16 protein-coding genes are annotated in these 25,107 nt (G+C 42.4%); 3 read left to right on the forward strand and 13 right to left on the reverse strand.

All coding sequences use genetic code 11. The features are described from left to right. Nucleotides 1-6 precede the first annotated feature (6 nt). Genes ACDZ28_RS05505 through ACDZ28_RS05530 form a run of 6 tightly spaced genes read right to left on the reverse strand, consistent with a single transcriptional unit; the run spans nt 7 to nt 6,417 of the window. Complete coding sequence (locus ACDZ28_RS05505; RefSeq protein WP_375104167.1) at nt 7-1,281, reverse strand: ABC transporter ATP-binding protein; 1,275 nt, start codon at nt 1,279-1,281, stop codon at nt 7-9. Between the two features lie 13 nt (nt 1,282-1,294). Further along, on the reverse strand, nt 1,295-2,104 hold the full coding sequence (locus ACDZ28_RS05510; protein ID WP_375104168.1) for an ABC transporter permease: 810 nt from the start codon (nt 2,102-2,104) through the stop codon (nt 1,295-1,297). After that, nucleotides 2,073-3,029 carry a GDP-mannose 4,6-dehydratase gene (locus ACDZ28_RS05515; RefSeq protein WP_375104169.1) on the reverse strand — a complete coding sequence of 319 codons (957 nt, stop codon included), beginning with the start codon at nt 3,027-3,029 and terminating at the stop codon, nt 2,073-2,075. Before ACDZ28_RS05515 ends, ACDZ28_RS05510 begins: the two co-directional genes overlap by 32 nt. 18 nt (nt 3,030-3,047) lie before the next feature. After that, nucleotides 3,048-4,016: a GDP-mannose 4,6-dehydratase gene (gene gmd, locus ACDZ28_RS05520; protein WP_375104170.1), complete on the reverse strand. Its 969-nt coding sequence runs from the start codon at nt 4,014-4,016 to the stop codon at nt 3,048-3,050. Nucleotides 4,017-4,049: 33 nt separating this feature from the next. Beyond that, the gene (locus ACDZ28_RS05525) at nt 4,050-5,126 is read right to left on the reverse strand and encodes a mannose-1-phosphate guanylyltransferase (protein ID WP_375104171.1); all 1,077 of its coding nucleotides are present in this window, start codon (nt 5,124-5,126) and stop codon (nt 4,050-4,052) included. Between the two features lies 1 nt (nt 5,127). Next, a complete protein-coding gene (locus tag ACDZ28_RS05530; protein ID WP_375104172.1) occupies nt 5,128-6,417 on the reverse strand; it encodes a glycosyltransferase in 1,290 nt (429 codons plus the stop codon). A 166-nt stretch (nt 6,418-6,583) separates the two neighbouring features. Between ACDZ28_RS05530 and ACDZ28_RS05535 the strand changes: the two genes are divergently transcribed. Further along, nucleotides 6,584-9,316 (forward strand): O-antigen ligase family protein, encoded by a 2,733-nt coding sequence (locus ACDZ28_RS05535; protein ID WP_375104173.1) that lies wholly within the window; start codon nt 6,584-6,586, stop codon nt 9,314-9,316. Nucleotides 9,317-9,391: 75 nt separating this feature from the next. On the opposite strand, the gene galU is transcribed toward ACDZ28_RS05535, so the two are convergent. The 7 genes from galU to uvrB form a co-directional block, all read right to left on the reverse strand. Continuing rightward, nucleotides 9,392-10,279: a UTP--glucose-1-phosphate uridylyltransferase GalU gene (galU, locus tag ACDZ28_RS05540; protein WP_042131276.1), complete on the reverse strand. Its 888-nt coding sequence runs from the start codon at nt 10,277-10,279 to the stop codon at nt 9,392-9,394. A 311-nt stretch (nt 10,280-10,590) separates the two neighbouring features. Beyond that, the gene (locus ACDZ28_RS05545) at nt 10,591-13,113 is read right to left on the reverse strand and encodes a DUF3656 domain-containing protein (RefSeq protein WP_375104174.1); all 2,523 of its coding nucleotides are present in this window, start codon (nt 13,111-13,113) and stop codon (nt 10,591-10,593) included. A gap of 206 nt (nt 13,114-13,319) precedes the next feature. Then, nucleotides 13,320-15,233 carry a stalk domain-containing protein gene (locus ACDZ28_RS05550; protein WP_375104175.1) on the reverse strand — a complete coding sequence of 638 codons (1,914 nt, stop codon included), beginning with the start codon at nt 15,231-15,233 and terminating at the stop codon, nt 13,320-13,322. A 28-nt stretch (nt 15,234-15,261) separates the two neighbouring features. Next, nucleotides 15,262-16,392: a S1C family serine protease gene (locus ACDZ28_RS05555; RefSeq protein ID WP_375104176.1), complete on the reverse strand. Its 1,131-nt coding sequence runs from the start codon at nt 16,390-16,392 to the stop codon at nt 15,262-15,264. Nucleotides 16,393-16,521: 129 nt separating this feature from the next. Next, a complete protein-coding gene (locus ACDZ28_RS05560) occupies nt 16,522-16,731 on the reverse strand; it encodes a DUF2759 family protein (RefSeq protein WP_042131279.1) in 210 nt (69 codons plus the stop codon). Nucleotides 16,732-17,571: 840 nt separating this feature from the next. Continuing rightward, complete coding sequence (gene uvrA / locus ACDZ28_RS05565; RefSeq protein ID WP_341115414.1) at nt 17,572-20,445, reverse strand: excinuclease ABC subunit UvrA; 2,874 nt, start codon at nt 20,443-20,445, stop codon at nt 17,572-17,574. A gap of 437 nt (nt 20,446-20,882) precedes the next feature. Further along, nucleotides 20,883-22,874 carry an excinuclease ABC subunit UvrB gene (gene uvrB, locus ACDZ28_RS05570; RefSeq protein WP_042131282.1) on the reverse strand — a complete coding sequence of 664 codons (1,992 nt, stop codon included), beginning with the start codon at nt 22,872-22,874 and terminating at the stop codon, nt 20,883-20,885. Between the two features lie 277 nt (nt 22,875-23,151). On the opposite strand from uvrB, the gene ACDZ28_RS05575 reads away from it, so the two are divergent. Both ACDZ28_RS05575 and ACDZ28_RS05580 read left to right on the forward strand, forming a co-directional pair. Continuing rightward, nucleotides 23,152-23,934, forward strand: a complete 783-nt coding sequence (locus tag ACDZ28_RS05575; protein ID WP_375104177.1) for a flagellar motor protein — start codon at nt 23,152-23,154, stop codon at nt 23,932-23,934. After that, nucleotides 23,931-24,770 (forward strand): flagellar motor protein MotB, encoded by an 840-nt coding sequence (locus ACDZ28_RS05580; RefSeq protein ID WP_076119151.1) that lies wholly within the window; start codon nt 23,931-23,933, stop codon nt 24,768-24,770. The genes ACDZ28_RS05575 and ACDZ28_RS05580 overlap by 4 nt, the downstream gene beginning before the upstream one ends. Nucleotides 24,771-25,107 lie beyond the last annotated feature (337 nt).

Below are 25,107 nucleotides of genomic sequence, written 5' to 3' on the forward strand. Positions count from 1 at the left end.
ACTAAATCATCCTTTCAATTCCCAAGAATGCTCCAAACGAACAACTCCTACATCATTTATATCAGATGACACCTGAAACGAATATGCATGAGTTAAATAATCATACGGTTCTCCATTTTCATGATGAACAGCAACATCCAATTTATATACTCCTGGAAGAAATAACAATCTGTCAATCTTAAACTGGAGAGTCCCCTCTCCTTGTAAATCATTAATATTAATTGATCTATCAATATGAGTATTTGTACCATAACAATATATATTATCACTAGTGTTAAAACCAACACCAAAGACAATACTATCTGTTTTGTGATTTACTCTATACTTGATATTAATATTCATAGATTCACCAGTATTAAAATTCTTTTTCAATTCATCCTGATAATCACTGAACCAAACATCAACAATCTCCACCTTTTTATTACCAAACCGTGTATCTTTGAAACCTTCCACGTTAGGTGTTTCTAATATTTCTGTGATCTGTTTAGTTTCCACTGTGGTCGCATTTGTATTATCTACTTCTTGAACAGCTATCAACCTTTTATTTTCTTCTCCGGAAAGAAATGACATATATTCCATAATGACATCTCTAGGAGATCCATCTGCAGTAATCTTACCATTGTGTAGCCAAACAGCACGATCACATATTTTTTCCACCATACTATTATCATGCGTAACTATAACAATAGTTTTCCCCTTACCCTTCAGCTCCTTGATTTTTTCAATACATTTATTTTGAAAAGCACTATCCCCAACAGCTAACACTTCATCAATCAGCAAAATATCCGGATCTACACTAATAGCTACCGAAAAAGCTAACCGCATATACATACCAGATGAATATATCCGGACTGGCTGATTAATATATTCTCCCAACTCAGAAAATGAAATTATCTCTTTTAACTTAGCGTCGATTTCTTTTTTAGAGAGACCAAGTATAGAGGCATTCATATAGATATTCTCTATTCCAGTAAACTCTGGATGAAATCCTGCGCCCAATTCCAAAAGACTAGAAACTCGACCAAAAACATCGAGCATCCCTTTATCCGGAAAGAGAATTTTTGTCATAATTTTCAACAAAGTACTTTTACCTGATCCATTTCTCCCGACTAATCCTACTGCTTGGCCCTCAGCTATCTCTAGATTGATATCTTTCAAAATCCAATCTTCTTTAATAACTTGCTTTCCAAAATTCAATACTTTATCCTTCAAGGTACTCTGCTTATCAGTATAATGCCTGAATTTTTTAGATACATTGTCAACTTTTATGGAGTAGGACAAACCGCTCCCTCCTTTAAACTTCTTCAGCAAATCTTCTGCTAAGTTTTCTGAATATTACCCAAGAGACCACTAACAGCACTAAATTATATACTAAGGATTGCAACAAAGTCCCAAATACAGGACTACGATGATAATAAAAAATATCTTGTAAAGACTCTACGATAGGTTTCATAGGATTGATATTAAAAATAAATTGATATTTTTCTGGAATCATAGTTGCTGGATAAATAATAGGAGTAAAATAGAACCATGCCATAACAATCGCTCCTAATATGTGCTCTAAATCTCGAAAATAAACATTTAATGAACTAAAGAGCAAAGTTAATGCATAGGTAAGAAGGAATTGCAAAAATAAAATAATTGGAAAGTAAAAGGCGTGTACAGACATTGACATACCGCTAATAAAAATAGCAGCCACCATAATTATCAAACCAAACAAATAATTCACTATCCCTCCTAATACAGTTGATAAAGGGAGTACTTCGTGAGGGAAATATATTTTCTTTATGAGATTTGAATTGCGAATAATGACACTAGCACTACCAAGTATCGATGACGAGAAATTCATCCACGGCAAAAGACCAATAAACATATATATAGTGTAATTAGGCATGTCGAATCTCATAATAGTTGAAAACACAATCGTATACACTAATAGCATTAATAAGGGATTCAAAAACGTCCATAAAAAGCCCAAAACAGATCCTTTGTATCTGGTTCTTAAGTCCGAAAGAACCATGCTCTTTATCATCTGCCTATAGTTCGTTAATTCAAGCAATATTTTTTTCAATCTAAACTCTTCTTTCTTTTTGAATTTTTTCACGCCAAAAATTCAAAGTGTCCTCTAGGGTCTTTTCAATTGGAATTTCTTGTTTCCAGTCAATCAAGCTTTTTATTTTCTCATTAGACCCCACATATAATGGGATATCAACATTTCTTAACAAGCTTTCATCTGTATTCACTTGAATATCATAAGTTGATAATTTAATAAGATTATCGAGTACATCCGATATGGAAAGTGGGGAAGCAGAGCATATATTATATGCTTCGCCCGGTATCCCACTATGAATTATCTGACTATATGCACGAACAATGTCCCTAACATCGAGGAAATCTCTCTTTGCAGAGAGATTTCCTACGCTCATTATTGGTTCTATCATTCCAGCTTCTACTTTAGCGATTTGATTAGAAAAGTCAGTAGTTACAAAACCCAAACCCTGACCAGGTCCTATATGATTAAAGGGTCTTACATGTACTACATTCATGCCCAAAGATGCATATAATTTTGCCAACATAAACTGAGAGACCTTAGATATTCCATAGGGGTTAATAGGATTAAGGAAACTGTTCTCTTTTATTGGAATATTGTCTGCAGAAACAATACCATATTCCTCCGAAGACCCTATGGAAAGGACCTTAGTCATTTCAGCAATCTTAGAACGTCTAATTGCTTCATAAAAAACAGCAGCGTTAATCACATTTGATTCCATTGTAAAAGTTATACTATCCCAGGACTTCTTTACAGAACTTTGAGCAGCCAAATGAAAGATCAAGTCAGGTTTAACATCATTCAAAACCTTGATTATTTCTTCTTCATTATTAAATTCAAGTTGAACTCTGTTAAGTGAACTATCTTGTATATCAGATTGAATACGACTAGTTCCCCAGACTTCTATGTTTTGTACCTTTAACAACTCTTCCAAATGTAACCCGACAAAACCATTCACCCCAGTAATAAGTGCTCTCATATTTGATCCATCCTTATATTAGTGGATTTTTTTTAACTTCTCCAAATCACTATCCACCATCATCTTCACTAGCTGCTCAAAACCAACTTCAAGTTCCCAGCCCAGTTTCTCTTTAGCCTTGGTGCAGTCACCAAGCAGCAGATCTACTTCAGCTGGTCTTACAAACTTCTGATCAATTACAACGTAATCTCTCCAATTCAAGCCAACATGGGTAAATGCGATTTCCACCAATTCTTCAATAGTATGTGTTTCACCAGTTGAAATCACGAAATCATCCGCTTTATCTTGTTGTAGCATCAACCACATAGCTCTCACGTAATCGCCAGCAAAGCCCCAGTCTCTCTTTGCATCCAAGTTACCTAAACGAAGTTCATTTTGCAGTCCAAGCTTAATTCTTGCAACAGCATCAGTAACTTTACGTGTTACGAATTCAATACCTCGACGAGGTGATTCGTGGTTAAATAAAATACCGGAGCAAGCATACATATTGTAGCTTTCTCTATAATTTACAGTGATCCAGTGTCCGTATACTTTAGCAACTCCGTAGGGACTACGTGGATAAAAAGGCGTAGTTTCTTTTTGTGGAGTTTCTACTACTTTCCCAAACATTTCACTGCTGGAAGCTTGATAGAATCTAGCGTCTGGCTTTACTAAGCGCACAGCTTCAAGCATGTTTGTTACGCCGATCCCCGTTGCTTGTCCTGTAGCAACCGGTTGAATCCAAGAAGTTGCCACAAATGACTGTGCCGCTAAGTTATATACTTCATCCGGGTTAGAGATGCGTACTGCATTAATCAGAGAGCCCATATCTAGCAAATCCCCGTCAATAAACTCTATTTCATTTTTCAAGTGTTCAATATTCTCAAGAATCGGTACGCTTGTTCTGCGTCGCAAACCGAATACCTTATAACCTTTAGAAAGCAAAAGTTCTGCCAAATATGAACCGTCTTGTCCAGTAATACCAGTAATGAGTGCGTGCTTAGTCATTGTAATAACTTCCCCTTTAATGTCAATTGTAAATTACAAATATTGTTCAAGCTTCTGCATACGTAATTCTTTGAGCAGCAGCTTAACTTCTTGAGCCTTGTCTTTTGTACAAATTAAGGTTACATCTTCAGTATCAACAATTATTAAATCTTCAACACCAAGTGTTGCAATTAATTTACCATTGCTCTCAATAATACAACGTTTTGTATCTAGGTTTAATATATTACCTTTGATAACATTACCATTCTCATCGAGATCACTTATTCTCTCTAGAGCAGTCCAGCTACCAACATCATCCCATCCGAATACACAAGGAATAACATAGATATTATTTACTTTCTCCATAATTCCATAGTCAATAGATTGGTCTGGCATTTTAAGAAACTCCGAACGAATGATTGTTTCACGATTTTCAGAGTCAAATACTGTTTTCATAGTCTCCAAAATATCATGCATCTCTGGCATAAGTTCTTTAATGTAACCTCTGATCGTCTCGATTTTCCAAACAAAAATACCACTATTCCAAAAGAAATTACCAGATTCAAGATAAGCTTGAGCCGTCTCTAAATCGGGTTTCTCAACAAACTTATTTACTTTATGAACATTCAACTCATTAATTTCCTTGAACTGGTCACTGCTTTCAATGTATCCATATCCGGTCTCCGGATAGGTAGGTTGAATACCAAGAGTTACAAGATTACTATTATCCTGTGCAACCTCAACTGCAGTTTTTAAAATTTGGATAAACCCTTCCTCATTCTCAATAATATGATCTGAAGGAATAACTATCATTGTACTATCAGGAAACCGGTCCTCAATAATAATAGATGCTAACCCAATACAAGGTGCTGTGTTTCTCCCAACTGGCTCAATAATAATATTCGAATGCGGTAAATGCGGAATTTGCGCTTTGATCAATTCAGCATACAGTTCATTGGTAACAATGAAGATCTGACTGATATCTATCAACTTCTCTAATCTAGCTATTGACTGTTGAATCATCGATTTGTTGCCTGAGATATTTAGAAACTGTTTTGGGAGATTCGTTCGACTCTTAGGCCAGAAACGCTCCCCTTTGCCACCTGCCATGATTACACAAGTAATTGTCATTTCATCCTCCAAATTTCCACAAAGAAATATATTCTAATCTCTTTTTAATCAATTCGCCTATCGCTTGTGGAGAGTAATTCTTCTTTATATGTTCCTCACCTTTAGACGAAATCGCTTCATAAAAGTTCCTATCGTCACAAAGTTTACGCATATATTGGCTCGCATGCTTTACATCAGGATCGGCCCAGTATTGATAAGCTTTATAAGGTCCATGATCATGATCTAGCTGTACTAATCTATAATCCACTAAGCACGAATTGTTAAGGTTCATAAAATCCACATTAGATGACCAATTTGTTCCAATAACCGGTTTACCAAGATACATAGCCTCCGCTAATCCAAGGCCAAAGCCCTCACTTCTATGAAGTGATATGTAACTATCAGTTACATAAATTAATGCGTTGGTATCATTTCTAGATAAAGTTCTATCTATCAAGAAAATGTTTTTGTAGTTGCCAATAAGCTCGTGTAGTTCATTAAGCTCTTTCGATCCCTGTTGAGCGCTATTTACCTTAATGACTAAACCAACTGAATCATCATCAGGTAGAAACGCCAACTTAAATGCCTTAATTGATGCCTGTGGATTTTTTCTTGCCTGATAACTTTTCAGATCATACATAGAAAGAAAGAGAAACGTTTGTTCAGGCAAATCAAAATAAGTCCGATCCCTAACATCAGTAATACTAACTTCAATACTATGAGGAATCTTAACAACAGGAACCGGACTTTTCATAGCAATAGAGTCAACTACAAACGTAGAAGGTGCCCAAATCTCATCTACTAAATTAAAGCTTTCTTTCCAATCATCTGGGAAATCAGGTAATTCCCAATGCCAGAACCCAATATTATAACGATTTTTAAAAATAGTGTTCCCGTAATGCGCATAGATTTCAATCATTTGCTCAGCATTAATATGAAACAAATTAAGATTATACTCAGGGTCTGCCATTTCCTTATGTACCCAGGTATTATCATTCATGCTTGCAGAGTTAGTACCTGTAAAATTGATAATTCCAAATGGAATCTCTACTGCATTCAAGCTTTTAGCAGCTATTCTGCAAGACTCCCCAATCCCCATCTCAGCTCTAGAGTATCCAACTAAGTTCACGCCAGTTAGCACATCTTTATTTGATTCCGATGTAACAGTCTTATGGATTGGAAAGGCAGTTTTAAGTAAGCCTTTCTTTATCCTCTGTCTAGTTTCTAAAGAAAATAATTTGACTGCTATAGGTTTTAATTTAACAGCCAATTTATAAAGTCTCTTATAAATAAAAGATTTAGCATTAGACATAGCAACTTATCTTCCCGTTTCGTTTCATTTATTGATTCCTCCGTACATTGTCTGAATGATGTAATTCACTTATAGTAATTAACATCATAGAATCTGATTAAAGTAGCTCATTGATTATCTAATATGCTAAAATATTGTCGTACCTACAGGAAAAGGAGATTATAACGTGTCGAAACCAGTATACGGTAAAAACGCCGCTCAGTCGAGAAATGTTGAAAAGACAGCAAGTCCGATATGGGCCTTGGTTGTTGCTTTTATTTTATTTTTATGTTGGGCCCCATTTCAAGTGGGATTATTTAACGGACAGCAGTTAGACTTCGAGAAGCCTATATATGTGTCAGCACTAGTAAGTGGACTTTTGCTGCTAGTCTGCGTTGGCTTATACTACAAAAAATTCAAACTAGATGAACAGAGAGACTTAGTGGCTTCAGCTTCAATATTACTGCCTCTGACTTATGCTCTATCATTGTTTGTCGCAGTTTCGCATTATATGGCAATGAATATGTTGTTTATTCAGAGCATGTATGTTGCAGTCTTCATTATAGCCTTTTATCTCTTGAAGCAAAAGCAAGTAAATGTTGTCATTCAAAATGCTATTTTAGCCATTGCTTATTTCATAGTAGGGTTTGGACTACTAAATTGGTTGGGGAGTAATAAACTAGCGGGAGCTCTAGTGGGTTGGTTCTCAAACACCGTAAGAAATAATATCTACTTAGATGCAGTAATGAAGGACTCTAACGGACTTCGTCTGACTTCGATCTTTCAATATGCAAATACCTACGCAGCGTTCTTGATGGCCTTTTTATTTGTAGCTATATTTGCTCTAATTCGCTCTAAAAAATGGTATGGAACGTTAACACACAGCTTTATGTTAGTTCCCATCATTGTATCAATCTTATTAACATTATCTCGTGGTGGTCTAGTACTGCTACCTGTAGTATTTATATTGCTGCTGATGTTCCTGAAACCTGCACAGCAAATCCTTTGGATTCTACATCTTGGTATTGCTGGTATTGCTTCGTTACTCATTACGACTCCAGTGACTAACTTAGGCTTAGAATTAAATACGAATTTCACTTCTTCCGGTGCCTTGAAAGGCTGGGGTTATCTGATCGGAGCTTCAATGGCTGTTGCTGTAGTATCTTGGGTAATTCAGAGGTTTGTCGCTCCTTGGCTAGAGAAGAAGCTTAGCAATTGGTCGTCGCGTAAACTGACAGGTCTATGGATTCCACTTGGTTCTGTTGCACTCGTCGGAATTGTAGCTTTCCTACTAATAGGTACAAGCGCAAAAAATATCTTACCTAGCAATATGGCAACTCGTCTTGAGAACATCAATTTCCAGCAACATAGTGTTCTTGAGCGGATTACTTTTTATAAAGATGCAATGAAGGTAGTTAAGGATTATCCGATTCTTGGTGCTGGTGGTGGTGGATGGTCCTCATTATATGAGCACTATCAAAACAACCCTTACACTAGCCGACAGGTGCATAACTTCTTTTTACAATATTTAATAGAAGTTGGAATCCTTGGTTTCATCGTATTTATGGGATTCATTTTGTATATTTTCTATAAATATATCCGTGGGTATGTGAAACGGGATAAAAATGATTTTGAGAATGGCTTCTTTTATCTAATTATTGCGCTATCTATTCTTGTTCACAGTCTACTAGATTTCAATATGAGTTATGCCTTTATGGGAATACTCGTCTTCCTTGGTTTAGCTGGTATGGCAGTAGTTATGGATAGTAAGAAGCTGCGGAAAAATTGGAACAAAGCCGGTTTACGGCTTGGATATTTCGCTGTACTCACAGTAGGCACTGTATTCCTGTTGTTCCTCTCCATTAGCTATATTGGTTCCAGTAATGCTGCTTTAAAAGGAAAGAATTTAATCGGGGTTAGTACCTCTTACGAAGAAATTAAGAAACCATTAACTGAGGCTTTAAAAACACGTCCCGGTCATCCAGAATCCGTCTTGTACCTATCCTCGTTAGATCTACAGGTTTTTAAGCAGAATCAGGATGAACAATTTCTAAATGAGGCTTATAGTGTACTGACTAGAGCACTAGAGGATGAGCCATACAATAAAAATATTTTAGCTCAGTTAGTAAGCTATTATGACTTAAAAGGCCAAAGTGACCTTGCATACGGTGTTTACCGTGACAATGCTGATAAGTTCAACTGGGATATTGATTGGTACGAAACTCTCATCAGTCGTTCCTTTGCATTAGGTCAGCTGGCACTAAATCAAAAGGATGAAATTAAGAAACAGGAATATTTCGATGCAGCACTTGAAGCCCATGAGCATGTTCTTGCAGGTGTAGAGCACTTAAAGACTCTTCCACCTGAGCAATTGCAAGGACGTCCGTTCTCGGTAACTCCAACGATTGCATTAAACATCGCCAAAATTCAGCAGATTTCTGGACAAGCAGAAGCTGCCACTGCAACCTTGAAGCTTGGTTTTAATGAGAATTACGCTGATATAATTAATACCGGAACGCTATGGGATATGAACTGGTATGATGCGCTCATCAGCCGCTCTTACGAGCTGACTGAACAAGCTCGTGCCGGACAAGACGATGCTGGTAAACTTCTTAATCTTAAGATTGGGCTACAGGCATATAACCAAGTGGTCGGTGACCATGAAACCTTTACACCAAGTATCGCTCTAAATGCGGGTAGAATTCAATTAATGTCTGGGCAGTTACAAAATGCTATCGAGACCTTAAAGCTTGGTCTGAGCGATGATTATACGAATGCGACGAATCGTGAAATTGCTCGCTGGTATCTTGCTACATTGAAGAAGTCAAACAATGAAGATCAAACAATTTATGATAAGCTGATCGCAGCAGATCCTGCGGAAGCAGCACAAATCGAGGCCATCGCAAATTCACAATTCTAAAAAAGGAAGAACAAAAAGAAGCGCGCCACTGCGGTTACGTGGCGCGCTTCTTTTTTTCGATAATATAAGTTCTACTTATAACCCCGCCTTAGCAACTTCACTATCTACAAGCTCTTTCATATAACGAAGTAAATCATCCTTAAGCTCTTCATGCTGAAGGGCATAATGAATAGTGGTCTGAATGAAGCCCATCTTCTCACCAACGTCATGACGTTTGCCTTCAAAGTCATAAGCGATAATCCGCTCCACTTCACTTAAGCGAGAGATGGCATCCGTGAGCTGAATTTCTCCACCCACACCCACCTGCTGCTCACCAAGCATATCAAAGATGCGTGGAGTTAAGATGTACCGTCCTAGAATCGCTAGATTAGAAGGTGCATCTTCTCTCTTCGGCTTCTCTACAAGACGATTGGCCTTATAGACTCTCTCAGCCAATTCAGTTCCATCTACCAATCCATAGCGGGAAACTTCTTCCCAAGGCACAGGTTGGACACCCACAATGGAGGATTTATACTGCTCATATACCTCCATCATCTGCTTGAGGCAGGGTTTCTCCGACTCAACAATATCATCACCCAGCAGTACTGCAAACGGCTCGTTTCCAATAAATTTACGCGCACACCAAATCGCGTGTCCAAGACCTCTTGGCTCTTTTTGGCGAATGTAATGGATATCAGCCATTTCAGAGGATTTGCGAACGGACTCAAGAAGTTCCCACTTCTGCTTCTCTGCTAAATTAAACTCTAGTTCAAAAGAGTTATCAAAGTGGTCTTCAATCGCCCGTTTACCTTTCCCCGTCACGATAATAATATCCTCGATTCCGGAAGCAACTGCTTCTTCGACAATATATTGGATCGTCGGTTTATCTACTATCGGCAGCATTTCTTTAGGCATTGCTTTGGTTGCAGGCAAAAAACGGGTACCAAGACCTGCAGCGGGGATAATGGCTTTACGGATCTTCATCACATTAACTCCTTCTGTCGGTTACTCTTCCATTTTAAACTCTGTATAGTAAAATGGCATATTTCCTTCAATTATAGCAGTTATACCAGACTAATGTCAGAGAGTTTGTTATATTTGTATATCAATTCCAATCAAATCGGAGAGGAAGGAATTATATAAGTCTTTTACAAGATCCCCTCCTTTGCTAACTCTCACCTATACATTATCTAGTATATGCAATTAACAAAGAGGACGAGATTATTTCTATAAAAAAGGGCCAAGCAACACCAGTATCTACTGGTAGTCACCTAGCCCTATTTCTTTAACCTTTATTACTTCGCGTTAACCAATTGTCCCCGTGTAACCCCGAGCTGGTTGGTAGCTTTCAGGCTCTTCCATACCTGCGTACCAGAGATCTCACCACGCAGTGCGCGGCTATAGAGGCTAATTACCTCAGCCACTTGCTCTGGTGTCTCTTCCAGAAACTCCACACGGTACGAGGATACACCTAGATCACGGAAATTGTTCAAATACTCCGCACCGGACTGCTCAACTGCATTGTAGACGGTATTGCGGCAGCCTTCATCCACACGAACTGGGTGAGACATTCCAATACGGTCTTGCAGGGAAGCACGATGCTCTTCACATGGACGGCCACAGTTCGTAAAGTCTGTGCCTTCACTCATGAAGGTACAGTATACACAGTGCTCTGTGTGGAACATCGGCAAATGCTGATGGATTACAATCTCCATACGAGAAGTGTCGCTGTGCTCAAGCAGATCGACCATCTGTTGAATGTTCAAGTCATAGGATGGTGTTACCATGTCACAACCTGCCTCAAGGAACAGATCCACTGCCTTATGATTGGCGATATTCAGTGAGAAATCGCCAATCAAGCGAGGATGCACAGCATCCGGTTGTTCCTGGCGGCGGCGCAAGTAATAATACAGCGCGCCTGTATTGCGTACTAACACGGCATCCGGCTGCAAGCGCAGAATATTGGCGTGGTAGCCGTTCTCACCCGGCATATGAATGCGCGGCGTGGCCAGCGCGATGCTGGCCCCTGCAGCCCGTACAGCATCTACCGCTGCCGGGAACTGCTTAATAAACTCGAAGTCGGCGTATATGTTTCTCACGCCGGCCTCGAGCGCAGCCTGCACCTGCGGCAGGCTGCGGCACAGCGCGGTGAGCTCCGCTTCACCAGCGCGCTGCGGAGCGACGCCCCTACGGGTAGCGTCGCCATAGACCTCGATCGCCCGTTTCACGTACACGGGCGGTTTCGGGCGCTCGCCCGCAAGAAGCTCCACCGCTTGGCGGCGGATGCTGTTCAGCTCGCGCATAGGGACGATCACGTCGCCTTGCAGATGCGACTCTAGCGCGTCAAGCTGGAACACGGTCCCGCCCAGGCGGCCGAATTGTTCTTCCAGCAGCGCGGCATCCATCGGACGCTTTTGCGCCGCTTCCAGCGCGAGCTCCGAGTCCACACGGACGGTAACGTTCTTCTGAACATCCGTCCACCATGTGGTCAGCTTCTCGCCCACGCAGCCCTGCACTCGCACATGTACCGGGAATACCCGGTATGGCTTCTCGGTTTCATAAGTCTGACGCAGCGCCTTGTCTAGCGCAGGGTCATTAGTCTTCCAAATGCGGTCACCGACATTTAGACGACGTAGGTCCACATCGTTACGACCGGCTACGATGTCGACGATCCAGCCTTCCCCGGCTTCGCCTTCAAGTTTCACACCTTTACGACGAAGATCATATACACGTCCGCCTTCTTCTTTTTTCGTCGGATCCCCTGCATCAAACACGATGCCATCGCCACGCTTCAACGGTGCATGAATACGGCAGACAACGCCATCACGAAGAATTTGTTCAACCGTTCCAAGATATACACCACGGCTTTTCGGGAAAGTGCCGTCTACGAGCTTTTTATTGTTCGTTCCGTCTAGGAAACCATGTGTGAAACCGCGGGAGAAGCTCTGTTGCAGTTCACGAACTTCTTCCTTCGATGGTTTGGACAAATCGCCATCAAAATACCGATCAATTGCCTTACGGTACTTACTAACTACATTCGCAACGTATTCCGGGCTCTTGAGGCGGCCTTCGATTTTGAAAGAAGTTACACCCGCCTCGATCAGCTCAGGCATAAGATCAATAGCTGCCAAATCCTTAGGGGAGAGCAAATAAGTCACATCACCCATTGGTTTAACTTCTCCATCCACCATCAGATCATAAGGCAGACGGCAAGCTTGAGCACATTCTCCACGGTTGGCGGAACGTCCACCCCACATTTCTGAAGTTAGACATTGACCCGAATAAGAGACACATAAGGCTCCGTGCACGAATACTTCCATCGGCAGACGGGCTTGTTCCCCAATCGTCTTAATTTGCTTCAGATTGTTCTCACGACCGAGTACCACGCGTTCCAAACTGAAAGGCTTAGTAAACTCAACCGCTTCCGGTGAAGTGATCGTCATTTGTGTCGAACCATGAATCGGGAAATCCGGTGAGATTTCACGGATCATTTTGACCAAACCTAAATCCTGTACAATCACCGCGTCCACGCCAGCATCTACACAAGCGTCAATCAGTTCTTTCGCATCAGACAATTCATTTTCAAAAACCAGTATATTAAAGGTCAGGAAACCCTTCACACCATAGCTATGCAAAAACGCCATAATTTCCGTCAGCTCGTCCATGCGAAAGTTGTTCGCTCTCGCCCGTGCATTAAACTTCTCTACGCCAAAAAAGATAGCATCGGCTCCGTTCGCTACCGCCGCACGCATGCAGTCCCAGTCACCTGCAGGTGCCAACAGCTCCACGTCTTCTCTGCGTATTTGTTGCTCTTTCATTTATATCCTCCCAAACCGCCAGGTGGCGGGTCATTTCTAGTTGATTAACTTGATAATTGTATCAAATATCACATCACAGCGCCATGTGTTTACCAACATTTATATAAAGAAAAGAACGTCCCACGCCATTTTGGCTATAAGGACGTTCTCACCTAATTGAATTACACTCTACTATCAGTTAGTCATGAACTCCAATCACCTCTAAACTATTCATTCCCCGTAAACCGAAACGATTGCAGTGTTTTATCCAGCAGTGCTTGCTGTTCTGTAGTAGCATTGGCATCATTTAGCATAACAGTAATCGTATAGACCACTTCATTTTTACCAAAAACAACTTGCTTACTGCGGAGAGGAACACCATTCTTGATTTGATTCACAGTAAGGATCGTAGCAGGAACACCTGCAAAGGTAGATTCCACTATACTTTCAATGCGGGGACCTTTAGGATCATTATTTTTATTTTGATAAGAATCCTTGAGTACATTAACCGTATAATCCACGGAGCCCTCAGGTTTTGAACTGATCTGGAAGCGTCCTCCGATGAACCGATACTCCACTGACTGAGTCTCGAATACATCTTGATTAGGCGTCCACAAGCGTGGAATATCGATGGCATAGCCGTATCTTTTGGATACTTTGGTTATCGTTTTATTCTTGAGTGTCTTATAATCATCGCTAGCGAGTCGCCCGAAGTTCTCCTTCATGTGATCAAAATCAATATCAATTGAGGCTATAATGGCTTTAAATTTGGCCTTATCGTCTTCTTGTCCAGCAGATGACACATATTCAAAATAGTATCGGAACCCATTCTTGAGCACCATTACCTGATATTCTGTCGTCCACCCGTTGCCGAAATTCAACTGTGTCTCACTTATTTGCGCAGGTACACCGGAGATTTCAGACTTCTTGATATCCTTAAAAATATAAGCATCCGCTACAAAGTTTTCCTGCGTTTTGGTCTTCAATTCTTCAGCCCAGCTCTCTAGTGTAGAACCAGCAGGTGCCGATGTAATCGCCACACTCAAATGACTTCCTTGTTTGCTTTCATAATAAAAATGCTGGTCATCCTTAGTCCAAGCAACAGGAGCCTGTAGTGAAATGCCGTAGTCCTCATTGTAGGACTCGCTCAGGCCGTTTTTTACAGTAGATAGATCACGGATCTTGTTATCCTTGGTGTCAAAAGAGGGTCGAAAGGAGCTCAGCAAACCCGAATACTTAGCTAAGTCTTTATAATTAACGGCTTTTTCATCCGTCAAATAAATCTCATAAAGTCTACCTTCTGCATAGATCAACCTGCTTTCCCAGAGTGCTCCGCTGGAATCTTTACTGACCAATCGCGCATAGGGCACAGAGGCCTTGGGGAACGACTCCCGATCTAATATCAATTCCCCACCTTCCTCGACTTCCCGAACTAGTTGTTCCAGAAGCCCATCTGCATCCAGCGAAACCGCCTGATCACTTGCATGAATCTCCAAATAATAAAGATTGTCAGCGCTCGAAAAGGTAGCCACGCTCTCATCTCCACCGCTATTTCCAGTAATCAGTCCAGACGGATAATTTAATGTCCATTGAAAATAGCTGTTCCCAATTCGCGTCTTCCCCACATCACTATCAATACCCCTATCCACTGGTACATCTCCTTCATTGTCTGCAGGAACTAGGGTAATTATTAGCTCACCGCCTTTCCCTTGGGAGAGAGTTGCACCCAGTACATTCGCCACAAAACGCAGCGGCACCATTAGCACACCTGAAACCATCCGAGGCGCGGAGGTGAGTTTAACTTTAGTCTCATCCTTCCAGGCGCTAGTACTACCCATTGTCATCAACCCTGTATGAGAGCCGTACGTTACTTTCACTACATCATTTCCCTCTAAGGAAACCGTACTGCCAAATGTCTTTTTAAAAACCCCAAGCGGAACCATAACCGTTCCATTCTCTATAAAAGGTCGCTCAATAGCCACCTTTTTTCCATTCACCGTAGCTGATGTACTACCAACTTTAAGGCTCAGCTGTAGTTTCTTTGCTTCTGCTGCCCGTGCTGTTTGTATGGGTAATATAGAAAATAATAATAGTAAGGCCAGTATCACACACAATCCTTGTTTTAACACTTTAAAGCCCATTTACCGTCCCCCTCACGAGTTTCCCTGATTATTCTTCCGTATGCTCGTCCCCATCTGTTCCTGAACCTTCTTCACTTAACAGGGGATCACCCTGAGTGAGCACGAGCTTACGGATAATGATATCCCCTTCACTTTGCATAACCAGTCGTACCGTCATACCTGGAGAATAGCTTTTGAACAATTCATTAATATCAACTAGTGAGACCACACGGTGACCGTCAATGCTGTACAAGACATCGTCTTCGGCAACACCCGCCTTAAGTGCTTCAGGAGATACCACCTTGGTTACGGTCAGTGGATCAAACGTTGGCAAGCCCACAATGGAGGACCAACTCGCTTCTAACTCCAGTCCAAGACTCGGGTGTTTTACTTCACCGTACTTAAAAAGCTGGTTCATAATATACTGCACGGTGTCTGCCGGAATAGAGAAGCCCATATTCTCCACACCCACCGCTGAATATTTCAAGCTGTTTATTCCGAGCACCTCACCCTTCATATTCACTAGCGGACCTCCGCTATTTCCGGGATTAATCGCAGTGTCACTCTGAATCAGACGATAAGCCGCATCTACTTCACGGTTAAGACCACTTATTACCCCTACAGTCGCAGAATTCCTTAGTGAAAAACTGATCGGTGTGCCGATGGCGACTACCTTCTCACCAACTACTGTTTTGCCTGTCGATGGAATAAACTTTGCAGGTTTAAGGGAGGTGGCATTGATTTTGATCAGTGCCAGATCACTTACTTCATCGAGATACGTTTCTTTAATGCTGTAGGTTTTGGAATCCGACGTCACTACCACGGCGTTCTGCAGATCCTTGATGACATGTGCATTAGTTACAATCCAGCCGTTCGATTTCACAATAATGCCAGAACCATGCGTCAGATTGTACCGATCATCCGGTCCGCTATTCCCACCACCATCGTCTTTGCCGATAATGCCAACTACGGAAGGGGTAACATTTTTAATAATCCCTGGTATGAGGTCTGCTGCTGCTGTCGAATTTTTAATTTTGTTTCTCTGGGCTGTCGTCGCCGTGCTAACCGTCTTTGCCGCACTACCAAACGCATAAACCGATTCACTCCATACTCCTGACAGCAACACACCGCACAGCAGCAGGCCCAATCCTTTCTTCACCAGCTTCTCCCCAATCCTCATCGACCTTCACCAGACCCTCTCTGCACATGGATAAATTTTACAATATATAATTTGAAAAAAGACGCCTTCAATGCGCCCACGGCGTTAAAGGAGTCTTTTGGTGCAAAGCTGTTCAGTTTAGTTCTTTCGTTAACTTAACCAATGCATCACCATGGCATAGTCAGAGATTATAAAAACCAGCAAACTAACCGCTCCGAAACCAATGGCGAACTTGTTCTTCTGCGGAGCTCTCAGCAACCGAATGACTCCGACCAAAATTAGGATGGTGAATAAAATCATAAAAACATCAAAGGTATGAAATTTAGACGGTCCTTGCGCGGCAACTTCTGCAAGTAGCATTACCTTACCTCCTCAAAAATGTTGTCAAGCAAGATCCAGTATTCCCCATATCCTCTTCTATGTTATCGCTACCATTTGGGCGATGCAATAGGTTTTGTAGAAAAATTATGTATTTGTCGCAAAAAATATCTTTTATTACTGCAAAATCGGATAAATTAATGATTTTGTTCATTGACGTTTGGTATTTTATTGTGTGGACAACGCAGACTGGACAGATTGTGTTCTGCTCTATAAAGGTAATTAAATGAAGTTGGTTAGTGTCTTTGAAATGATTTAACAGCATAGAAATGAGATAAAGATTATTAATTTGAACTTCAATCTTAGCTTTCGGAGCTTAGAGCTTTTATGGATTAGGGAATTGCTCCTTAAAAATCATGAGAATACTATCTTATTGAACAAATCCTCCCGATCAATAGGGGGATTTTCCCTAATTTGAGCTTAAAAGCTGCAAACATCAAGTTTTTTAGGGAGGTTTTCCTCAATCTAGTAACCGGAGCTTTTGATAGAGTTAAATGTATAATTTTTTCAAAGGACCGTTGGACCTGCTGTTCTTCTATTACCCATTAAGTATACTTACAGCAACAGCATGCTCCTCACTAAATCTTACGACGGACATGCTCTACATATGCCTATCTCGTCTATTATTTAGTTTTCTTTTTATAGGAGTCGTACAACTTTTACTAGAAAACTCACTTTAGATAAGTTGTTTTTGAGCTTGAAGTAATTTTACCTGTCAATTGTTTTTCCAAAATAATGATCTTGGACAACAAACAATAAGGCCACAGCAAATTGCCGTGACCTTTTATCATTTGATAGTTATATTACCCAGCTATTTATAGCTTAAGTAGTTTCCGCCGTCTCAAGCATAAGAGCTTTGGTACGCTCTGTATCACGAATCAGAACCGGCTTCAGATACTTACCTGTGTAAGACTCCGCAACGGTAATAAGCTTCTCTGGTGTTCCTGTTGCCAGCACAGTTCCGCCGCCACTGCCGCCTTCAGGTCCCATATCGATGAGATAGTCCGCTGTCTTAATAACATCCAGATTATGCTCAATGACAAGTACCGATTCTCCAGAATCCACCAAGCGATGTAATACTTCTAGTAAACGACCAATGTCATCCACATGCAGACCCGTTGTAGGCTCATCCAAAATATAGAGTGTTTTTCCGGTACTACGACGGTATAGCTCGGAAGCCAACTTCACGCGCTGCGCTTCACCACCGGATAAAGTAGTACCTGGCTGACCAATCTTAATGTAACCAAGACCAACATCCATCAGTGTTTGCATTTTACGATGAATACGAGGAATATTCACGAAGAATTCTGTAGCATCCTCTACCGTCATCTCCAGCACGTCGGAAATGTTTTTTCCTTTATACTTCACTTCTAGTGTTTCCCGGTTATAACGTTTTCCCTTACATACTTCGCATGGAACATAGACGTCCGGCAAGAAGTGCATCTCAATCTTGATAATTCCGTCCCCACGGCAGGCTTCACAGCGTCCACCTTTTACGTTAAAGCTAAACCGTCCTTTTTGGAACCCGCGCACTTTAGCTTCATTTGTCTTCGAGAACAGATCACGAATGTCGTCAAATACACCCGTATAGGTTGCTGGGTTAGAGCGTGGTGTACGCCCAATTGGTGATTGGTCAATTTCAATAACTTTATCGAGATTTTCCAGTCCACGAATTTCTTTGTGCTCACCAGGTCGAACCTTCACAGCCTTATTCAATTGACGCGCCAAGCTCTTATAAAGAATCTCGTTAATCAGTGAGGATTTACCGGAACCCGATACCCCTGTTACCGCAGTAAAAACACCTAATGGAATCTTCACATTCACATTCTTCAGGTTATTCTCTTTAGCACCACGGATTTCAATCCAGCGATCATCAGTTGCACGACGCTTAGCGGTTACCGGAATAAACTTACGACCGCTTAAATACTCACCCGTTAAGGAATTCGGATCATTCATAATTTCTTCCGGCGTCCCTTGTGCCATAACTTGTCCACCATGAATACCTGCACCGGGACCGATATCAATAATATAATCCGCTGCCATCATCGTGTCTTCGTCATGCTCTACAACAATCAGCGTATTCCCTAAATCACGCATATGTGCAAGGGTTGAGATGAGGCGATCATTATCCCGCTGATGCAGTCCAATACTTGGTTCATCCAGAATGTACAATACACCCATTAAGCTTGAACCGATCTGAGTCGCCAACCGGATACGCTGTGCTTCACCACCAGATAGTGAGCCTGCTGCGCGGCTAAGTGTCAAATAGTCCAATCCGACATTTACCAAGAACCCCAGACGATTACAGATTTCTTTAAGAATAAGATTAGCGATAGCCGTCTCTTTCTCACTTAACTTTATATCTTCAAACCAATGCTGGCAGTCACCAATCGATAGATCGGTAATATCCGATATGTTGCGTTCGTTAATCGTTACCGCCAAAATTTCTTTCTTCAGTCGTTTACCCTTACAGACATGACAAGGCTTAGCACTCATAAATCCTTCGATAAATTCACGAATACCGTCAGATGCAGTCTCCCGGTAACGACGCTCCAGATTCGGAATAATCCCTTCAAAAGCAACCATCGCATCTTTCTTTTGTCCAAAATCATTCTCATATTTGAAGCGTACCTTCTCACTACCTGTACCATGCAGTAGTTTATTCATATGATCAGGTGATAAACTACTCACTGGAACGTTCTGTGGAATATTAAAGTGCTCACACACGGACTTTAGAAATTGTGGATAGTAATTGGAGGTACTTCCGGTCCAAGCTAAAAAAGCACCCTCTTCAATAGATTTCTCAGCATCAGGAATAAGCAGGTCTGGATCGACCACCATTTTCATACCAAGACCATCGCACTCCGTGCAGGCTCCGAATGGACTGTTGAAAGAGAACATACGCGGTGCTAATTCTTCAATACTGAATCCACACACCGGACAAGCAAAGTTAGAGCTGAAGAGAAGCTCTTCCTGCCCGATAATATCCACAAGGATTTTACCACCCGAAAGCTTCAGGGCCGTCTCCAATGAATCTGTAAGACGTGTCTCCATATCATCTTTAACGACAATCCGGTCTACAACAACTTCGATGGTGTGTTTCTTATTCTTCTCCAACTCAATATCTTCGGAAAGATCTCGCAGTTCTCCATCCACACGTACACGTACGAAGCCTTGCTTGGAGATATCTGTGAAGAGTCCCTTATGTTCCCCTTTACGTCCTGAAATGATAGGCGCTAGGATCTGCAAACGTGTCTTCTCTGGATACTGCATAATCCGGTCTACCATTTGTTCAACGGTCTGCGAAGTAATCTCAATTCCATGCTCTGGACAATGAGGGTGACCGATCCGCGCGAAAAGCAACCGCAAATAGTCATAAATCTCAGTTACCGTACCTACTGTGGATCGCGGGTTACGACTTGTTGTCTTCTGGTCAATAGAGATCGCCGGGGACAATCCGTCTATGGAATCTACATCGGGTTTCTCCATTTGACCCAGGAACTGACGAGCATAAGCGGACAAAGATTCAACATAACGCCGTTGTCCTTCGGCATAAATGGTATCAAATGCAAGCGACGACTTACCTGATCCGCTCAGTCCCGTCAGCACGACGAAACGGTCACGTGGAATCGTCACATCGATGTTTTTGAGATTGTGCGCCCTCGCGCCTTTAATTACAATATTATCGTTCGCCAACGGAACCTCTCCTTAATGAATCTAATATCAAAGCTTTATCAAAAGCGTTTTCGATCCCTCCCAAACCCTCCCTTCCAAGGGAGGGCCCCAAGGGTTGCACCCTCTGGACACCCGCATTTTTTGGTGAAGGAGGTTGGTGGGACGGGACTTAGTGACTACGGCGTTCAGATCGCTTATCCCTACAGGACCGCTTGGACGTTAGGCGCACACTAGCTAAAAGCGGAAAGTGCGAGATTACCGCAACTGCTATAACGTTGCGGAACGCTGTCCCTACGGGATGCGCGTAAGTGCCAGAAGCGCTGTGGAACGCTGTCCCTGCGGGATGCGCTAACTACACAGGGCACTGGGATGCGCGTCCATCTATTTATTCAAAAAGAACGGCCTGGACAGCACCGTTCATTACATATTTTAAATATCGGTGATGCGTTTATCGTTTGTTACTCAGCCCGAAGCTCCAGCAATGCGTCACGCAGCTCTGCTGCGCGTTCGAATTGCAGGTTCTTCGCTGCGTCCTTCATCTCAGCTTCCAGACGCTGAATCAGACTTTGTTTCTCTTTCTTATTCATCTTGCCACCAACACCCGTAAGGTAATCCGCTTTAGACTCGGCAACCTTGGTTGCCTCAATGATGTCACGCACCTTTTTATTAATGGTGGTTGGGGTAATACCGTGTTTCTCATTATGGGCGATCTGGATGGCGCGACGACGCGATGTTTCGCTCATCGCTTTCTCCATCGAATCAGTGATTCGATCACCGTACATGATTACACGACCCTCGGAGTTCCGGGCCGCACGACCAATCGTCTGAATTAGTGAGCGTTCGGAACGAAGGAAGCCCTCTTTATCAGCATCGAGAATGGCAACCAGTGATACTTCTGGTAGGTCAAGACCTTCTCTTAGCAGGTTAATCCCTACTAATACATGGAATGTACCGAGACGAAGATCACGTAAGATCGCCATCCGCTCCAGCGTTTTGATATCAGAGTGCATGTAACGAACCTTAATTCCTATTTCCTTAAAGTAATCCGTCAGATCCTCCGACATCTTCTTCGTCAACGTGGTGACGAGTACACGTTCATCCCGTTCCACCCGTTCGCGAATTTCACTGATCAAATCATCGATCTGCCCCTCTGTAGGACGAACCTCAATGATCGGATCTAAAAGACCCGTTGGCCGGATAATCTGCTGCACCATAGTATCACAGTGTTCCATTTCATAGGGTCCAGGAGTCGCAGAGACGTATATAATTTGCTTCACCTTTTCTTCGAATTCCTCGAACTGGAGTGGACGGTTATCCAGCGCAGACGGCAAACGGAAACCATGCTCTACCAGCACCGTCTTACGCGCACGGTCACCGTTATACATCGCTCGAATCTGCGGAAGCGTTACATGGGACTCATCAATAATGATCAGCATATCATCCGGAAAATAATCCATTAATGTATACGGAGTTGCCCCAGGTTCACGGAAGGTCAGCGGTCCGGAATAGTTCTCGATCCCCGAACAGAAGCCCACTTCCTTCATCATCTCAATATCATAACGTGTTCGCTGCTCCAGACGTTGAGCTTCCAGAAGTTTACCTGCGTCACGAAGGACTGTTAAGCGATCTTCCAGCTCCTTCTCAATGTTGACCAGTGCCACTCGCATCGTTTCTTCCTTGGTAACAAAGTGAGACGCCGGAAAAATAGCGACATGATCGCGTTCCCCGATCAGTTCACCCGTCAGCACATCAATCTCAGTGATTCGCTCAATTTCATCACCGAACAATTCGACCCGAATGGCATGCTCACCCTGAGATGCCGGGAAAATCTCAACCACATCACCACGTACACGGAAGGTTCCGCGTACAAAATTGATATCATTACGCTGGTACTGGATATCCACTAGTCTGCTCAAAATCTCATTTCGAGGCTTCTCCATTCCTACCCGCAATGACAAAAGCAAGCTTCCGTATTCCATCGGCGAACCGAGGCCGTAAATACAAGACACACTCGCCACAATAATAACGTCACGCCGTTCGAACAAGGAGCTCGTTGCGGAGTGGCGCAATTTATCAATCTCTTCATTAATACTGGAGTCTTTCTCGATATAAGTATCGGAGGAGGGAATATACGCCTCTGGTTGGTAATAGTCGTAGTAGCTGACGAAATAGTCTACCGAATTATGCGGAAAAAACTCCTTAAACTCACTCGCCAGTTGGGCAGCCAAAGTCTTGTTGTGCGCAATAACTAGCGTTGGGCGGTTTAATTTAGAAATGACTTGTGCAACGGTAAACGTCTTACCTGTACCCGTTGCGCCCAGCAGCGTCTGGTGCTTCTTGCCCTGCCGGATGCCTTGTAATAATTCCTCTATGGCATGAGGCTGATCGCCCTGGGGTGTATACTCGGACTCCAATTCAAAAGTCTTTGTACTGACGACAATATCACTCATTTGCCCGTCTCCCCTCTATCGTCTAAACTAGATTAATATATTATAATTGTTGTCTGAATGTTCTCTCTCCATACGATGGCAAGCTAAAACACCTTTGGCGTCTCTAAAAGACGTTAAGCGTTTGTGCGAGAATTATAAGGGTTAAAGTATAACGTGAAACTTATACTTCCTTATAATCAAAAAATATGGAAGATAAGAATATGTGTTCCCGTTCATTATACAGTGTTGATGAAATCGATGCAAACCATAATACATAGAAATGTTAGGAGCTTAAAGCATGGATATCACCTCAATAATCGGCCTATTGGCTGGACTGGCTGCGTTAATCGGCGGCTATCTCTGGGAAGGCGGAAGCCTCTCAGGATTGCTGCAGCTTAATGCAGCTTTGATTGTCTTCGGAGGCACATTTGCCGCCGTTATGATCAGTTTCCCGGCATCTAAGCTACGCTCCATCCCAACGGCACTGCGCATGGCCTTCGGCAGCAACCCTGATCGTGGTGTAGAAAAAGCAGAAGAACTCATTTCAATGGCAACCGTGGCGCGTCGCGGCGGTGTGTTAATGTTAGAAAAACAAGCAGAAATACATCCGGATCCTTTTACACGTGAAGGTCTACTTCTGATTGTCGACGGCACTGACCCTGAACAGGTTAGGCAAATTCTTGAACTGGAAATGGACGCTAAGGAATTGAAACATGAGAGCTACGCCAAAATTTTTGAAGCCGCTGGTGGGTATGCTCCTACAATGGGAATTATCGGGACGGTGATGGGCCTCATTCGTGTGCTAGGCAACCTTACAGACCCTTCAAATCTGGGCACTTCTATCGCAGTTGCATTTACCGCAACACTGTACGGTGTCGCTATCGCTAATTTAATATTTTTACCCATCGCTTCCAAAATTAAATCGCGCAGTCAAAGTGAGTTACATAGTATGGAAATGCTGCTTGTCGGCATTCTTTCTTTGCAGAACGGCGATCACCCCTTGCTCGTTCGTAAAAAACTAAACTCATTCATCTCAGACACGGACACGAATGACCGCGCAGAAACTAGAGGTCTTCTATGAGACAAAGAGACCGGCGAAAGCGGCGTGTAGAGACTCGGGAAAGCCGCGACCGCTGGATGATTACTTATGCTGATCTAATTACACTTTTGCTTATATTTTTCGTTATATTGTATGCGATGAGCAGCCTGGACACGGACAAATATAATATTGTGACGGGCTCGTTATCCGAGACCTTCAAGTCTGGAAGCACTGTTCTTGACGGTGGGAATGGCATTTTAGATGCCGGGAAGACAACTGAGAGCAGACAGAACAGTGTGGACGGGAATGGTGGGAACGCAGCTGCAACTGCGAGACCGAATGATGGATCTGCTGAACAAACGGAGAACGAAGCACCTTCGGCACGTGAGCTGGCATTTCGAGAACAAGAGGCAAAGCTTGCTGAATTAATGGGTGTGATCACCCAATATGTCGAGGCAAATAATCTCGGAGAACAAATATTTGTTGCTGACAAACCACAAGGGATAGAAATCACCCTCAGTGACCGTTTTCTCTTTGATGCGGGTAAAGCTAATTTGAAATCTCCAGCCTTTCCTGCCCTTCAGCAGTTGTCTGGTTTATTCAAAGACATCGGCGCAAAGATTAGCATTGAGGGACATACCGATAATACGCCAGTATCTTCGGCTTCGAACTATAACGACAACTGGGAGCTATCAGGTGCTCGTGCGCTGTCAGTGCTGCGCTTTTTCTTAGATCATGAAGGGTTGAATCCCGACAATTTTCAATACGCGGGTTATGCTGATACCCAGCCCACAGCGGAAAACATATCAGCAGCAGGTAAGCAAAAGAACCGCCGTGTAGAGATCATTGTGCTGCGGCAGCTTCAAGAAGGTGAGTAAGTTTAGAACTAATCAATTATTGATAATTAAGCGTTAAAAATTGCAGCATAATAACAATTCAGAAACTGCTTAAAAATACTACCATAATAGAACCGCCACACTAATTACGGAAAACCTCCCTAATTATTTACTTATTATCTTATTCAGGCGCGTAATTAGGGAATTCCTCCCCGATTATTACTCTTTTTCGTCGGAAATAGTGGTTTTACCGAGATTTTTAAGGAGGAATTCCCTAAAAATCATATTTCCGTGCTAAAAACGTCTAAAATCAGGGAGGTTTTCCCTCATTTCATATCAGTAAATTTGATTCCAAGAAAAGTCCCACAATTTTCAACAG

The sequence above is a fragment of the Paenibacillus sp. RS8 genome (genome assembly GCF_041956825.1).
Lineage (GTDB): Bacteria > Bacillota > Bacilli > Paenibacillales > Paenibacillaceae > Paenibacillus_AQ.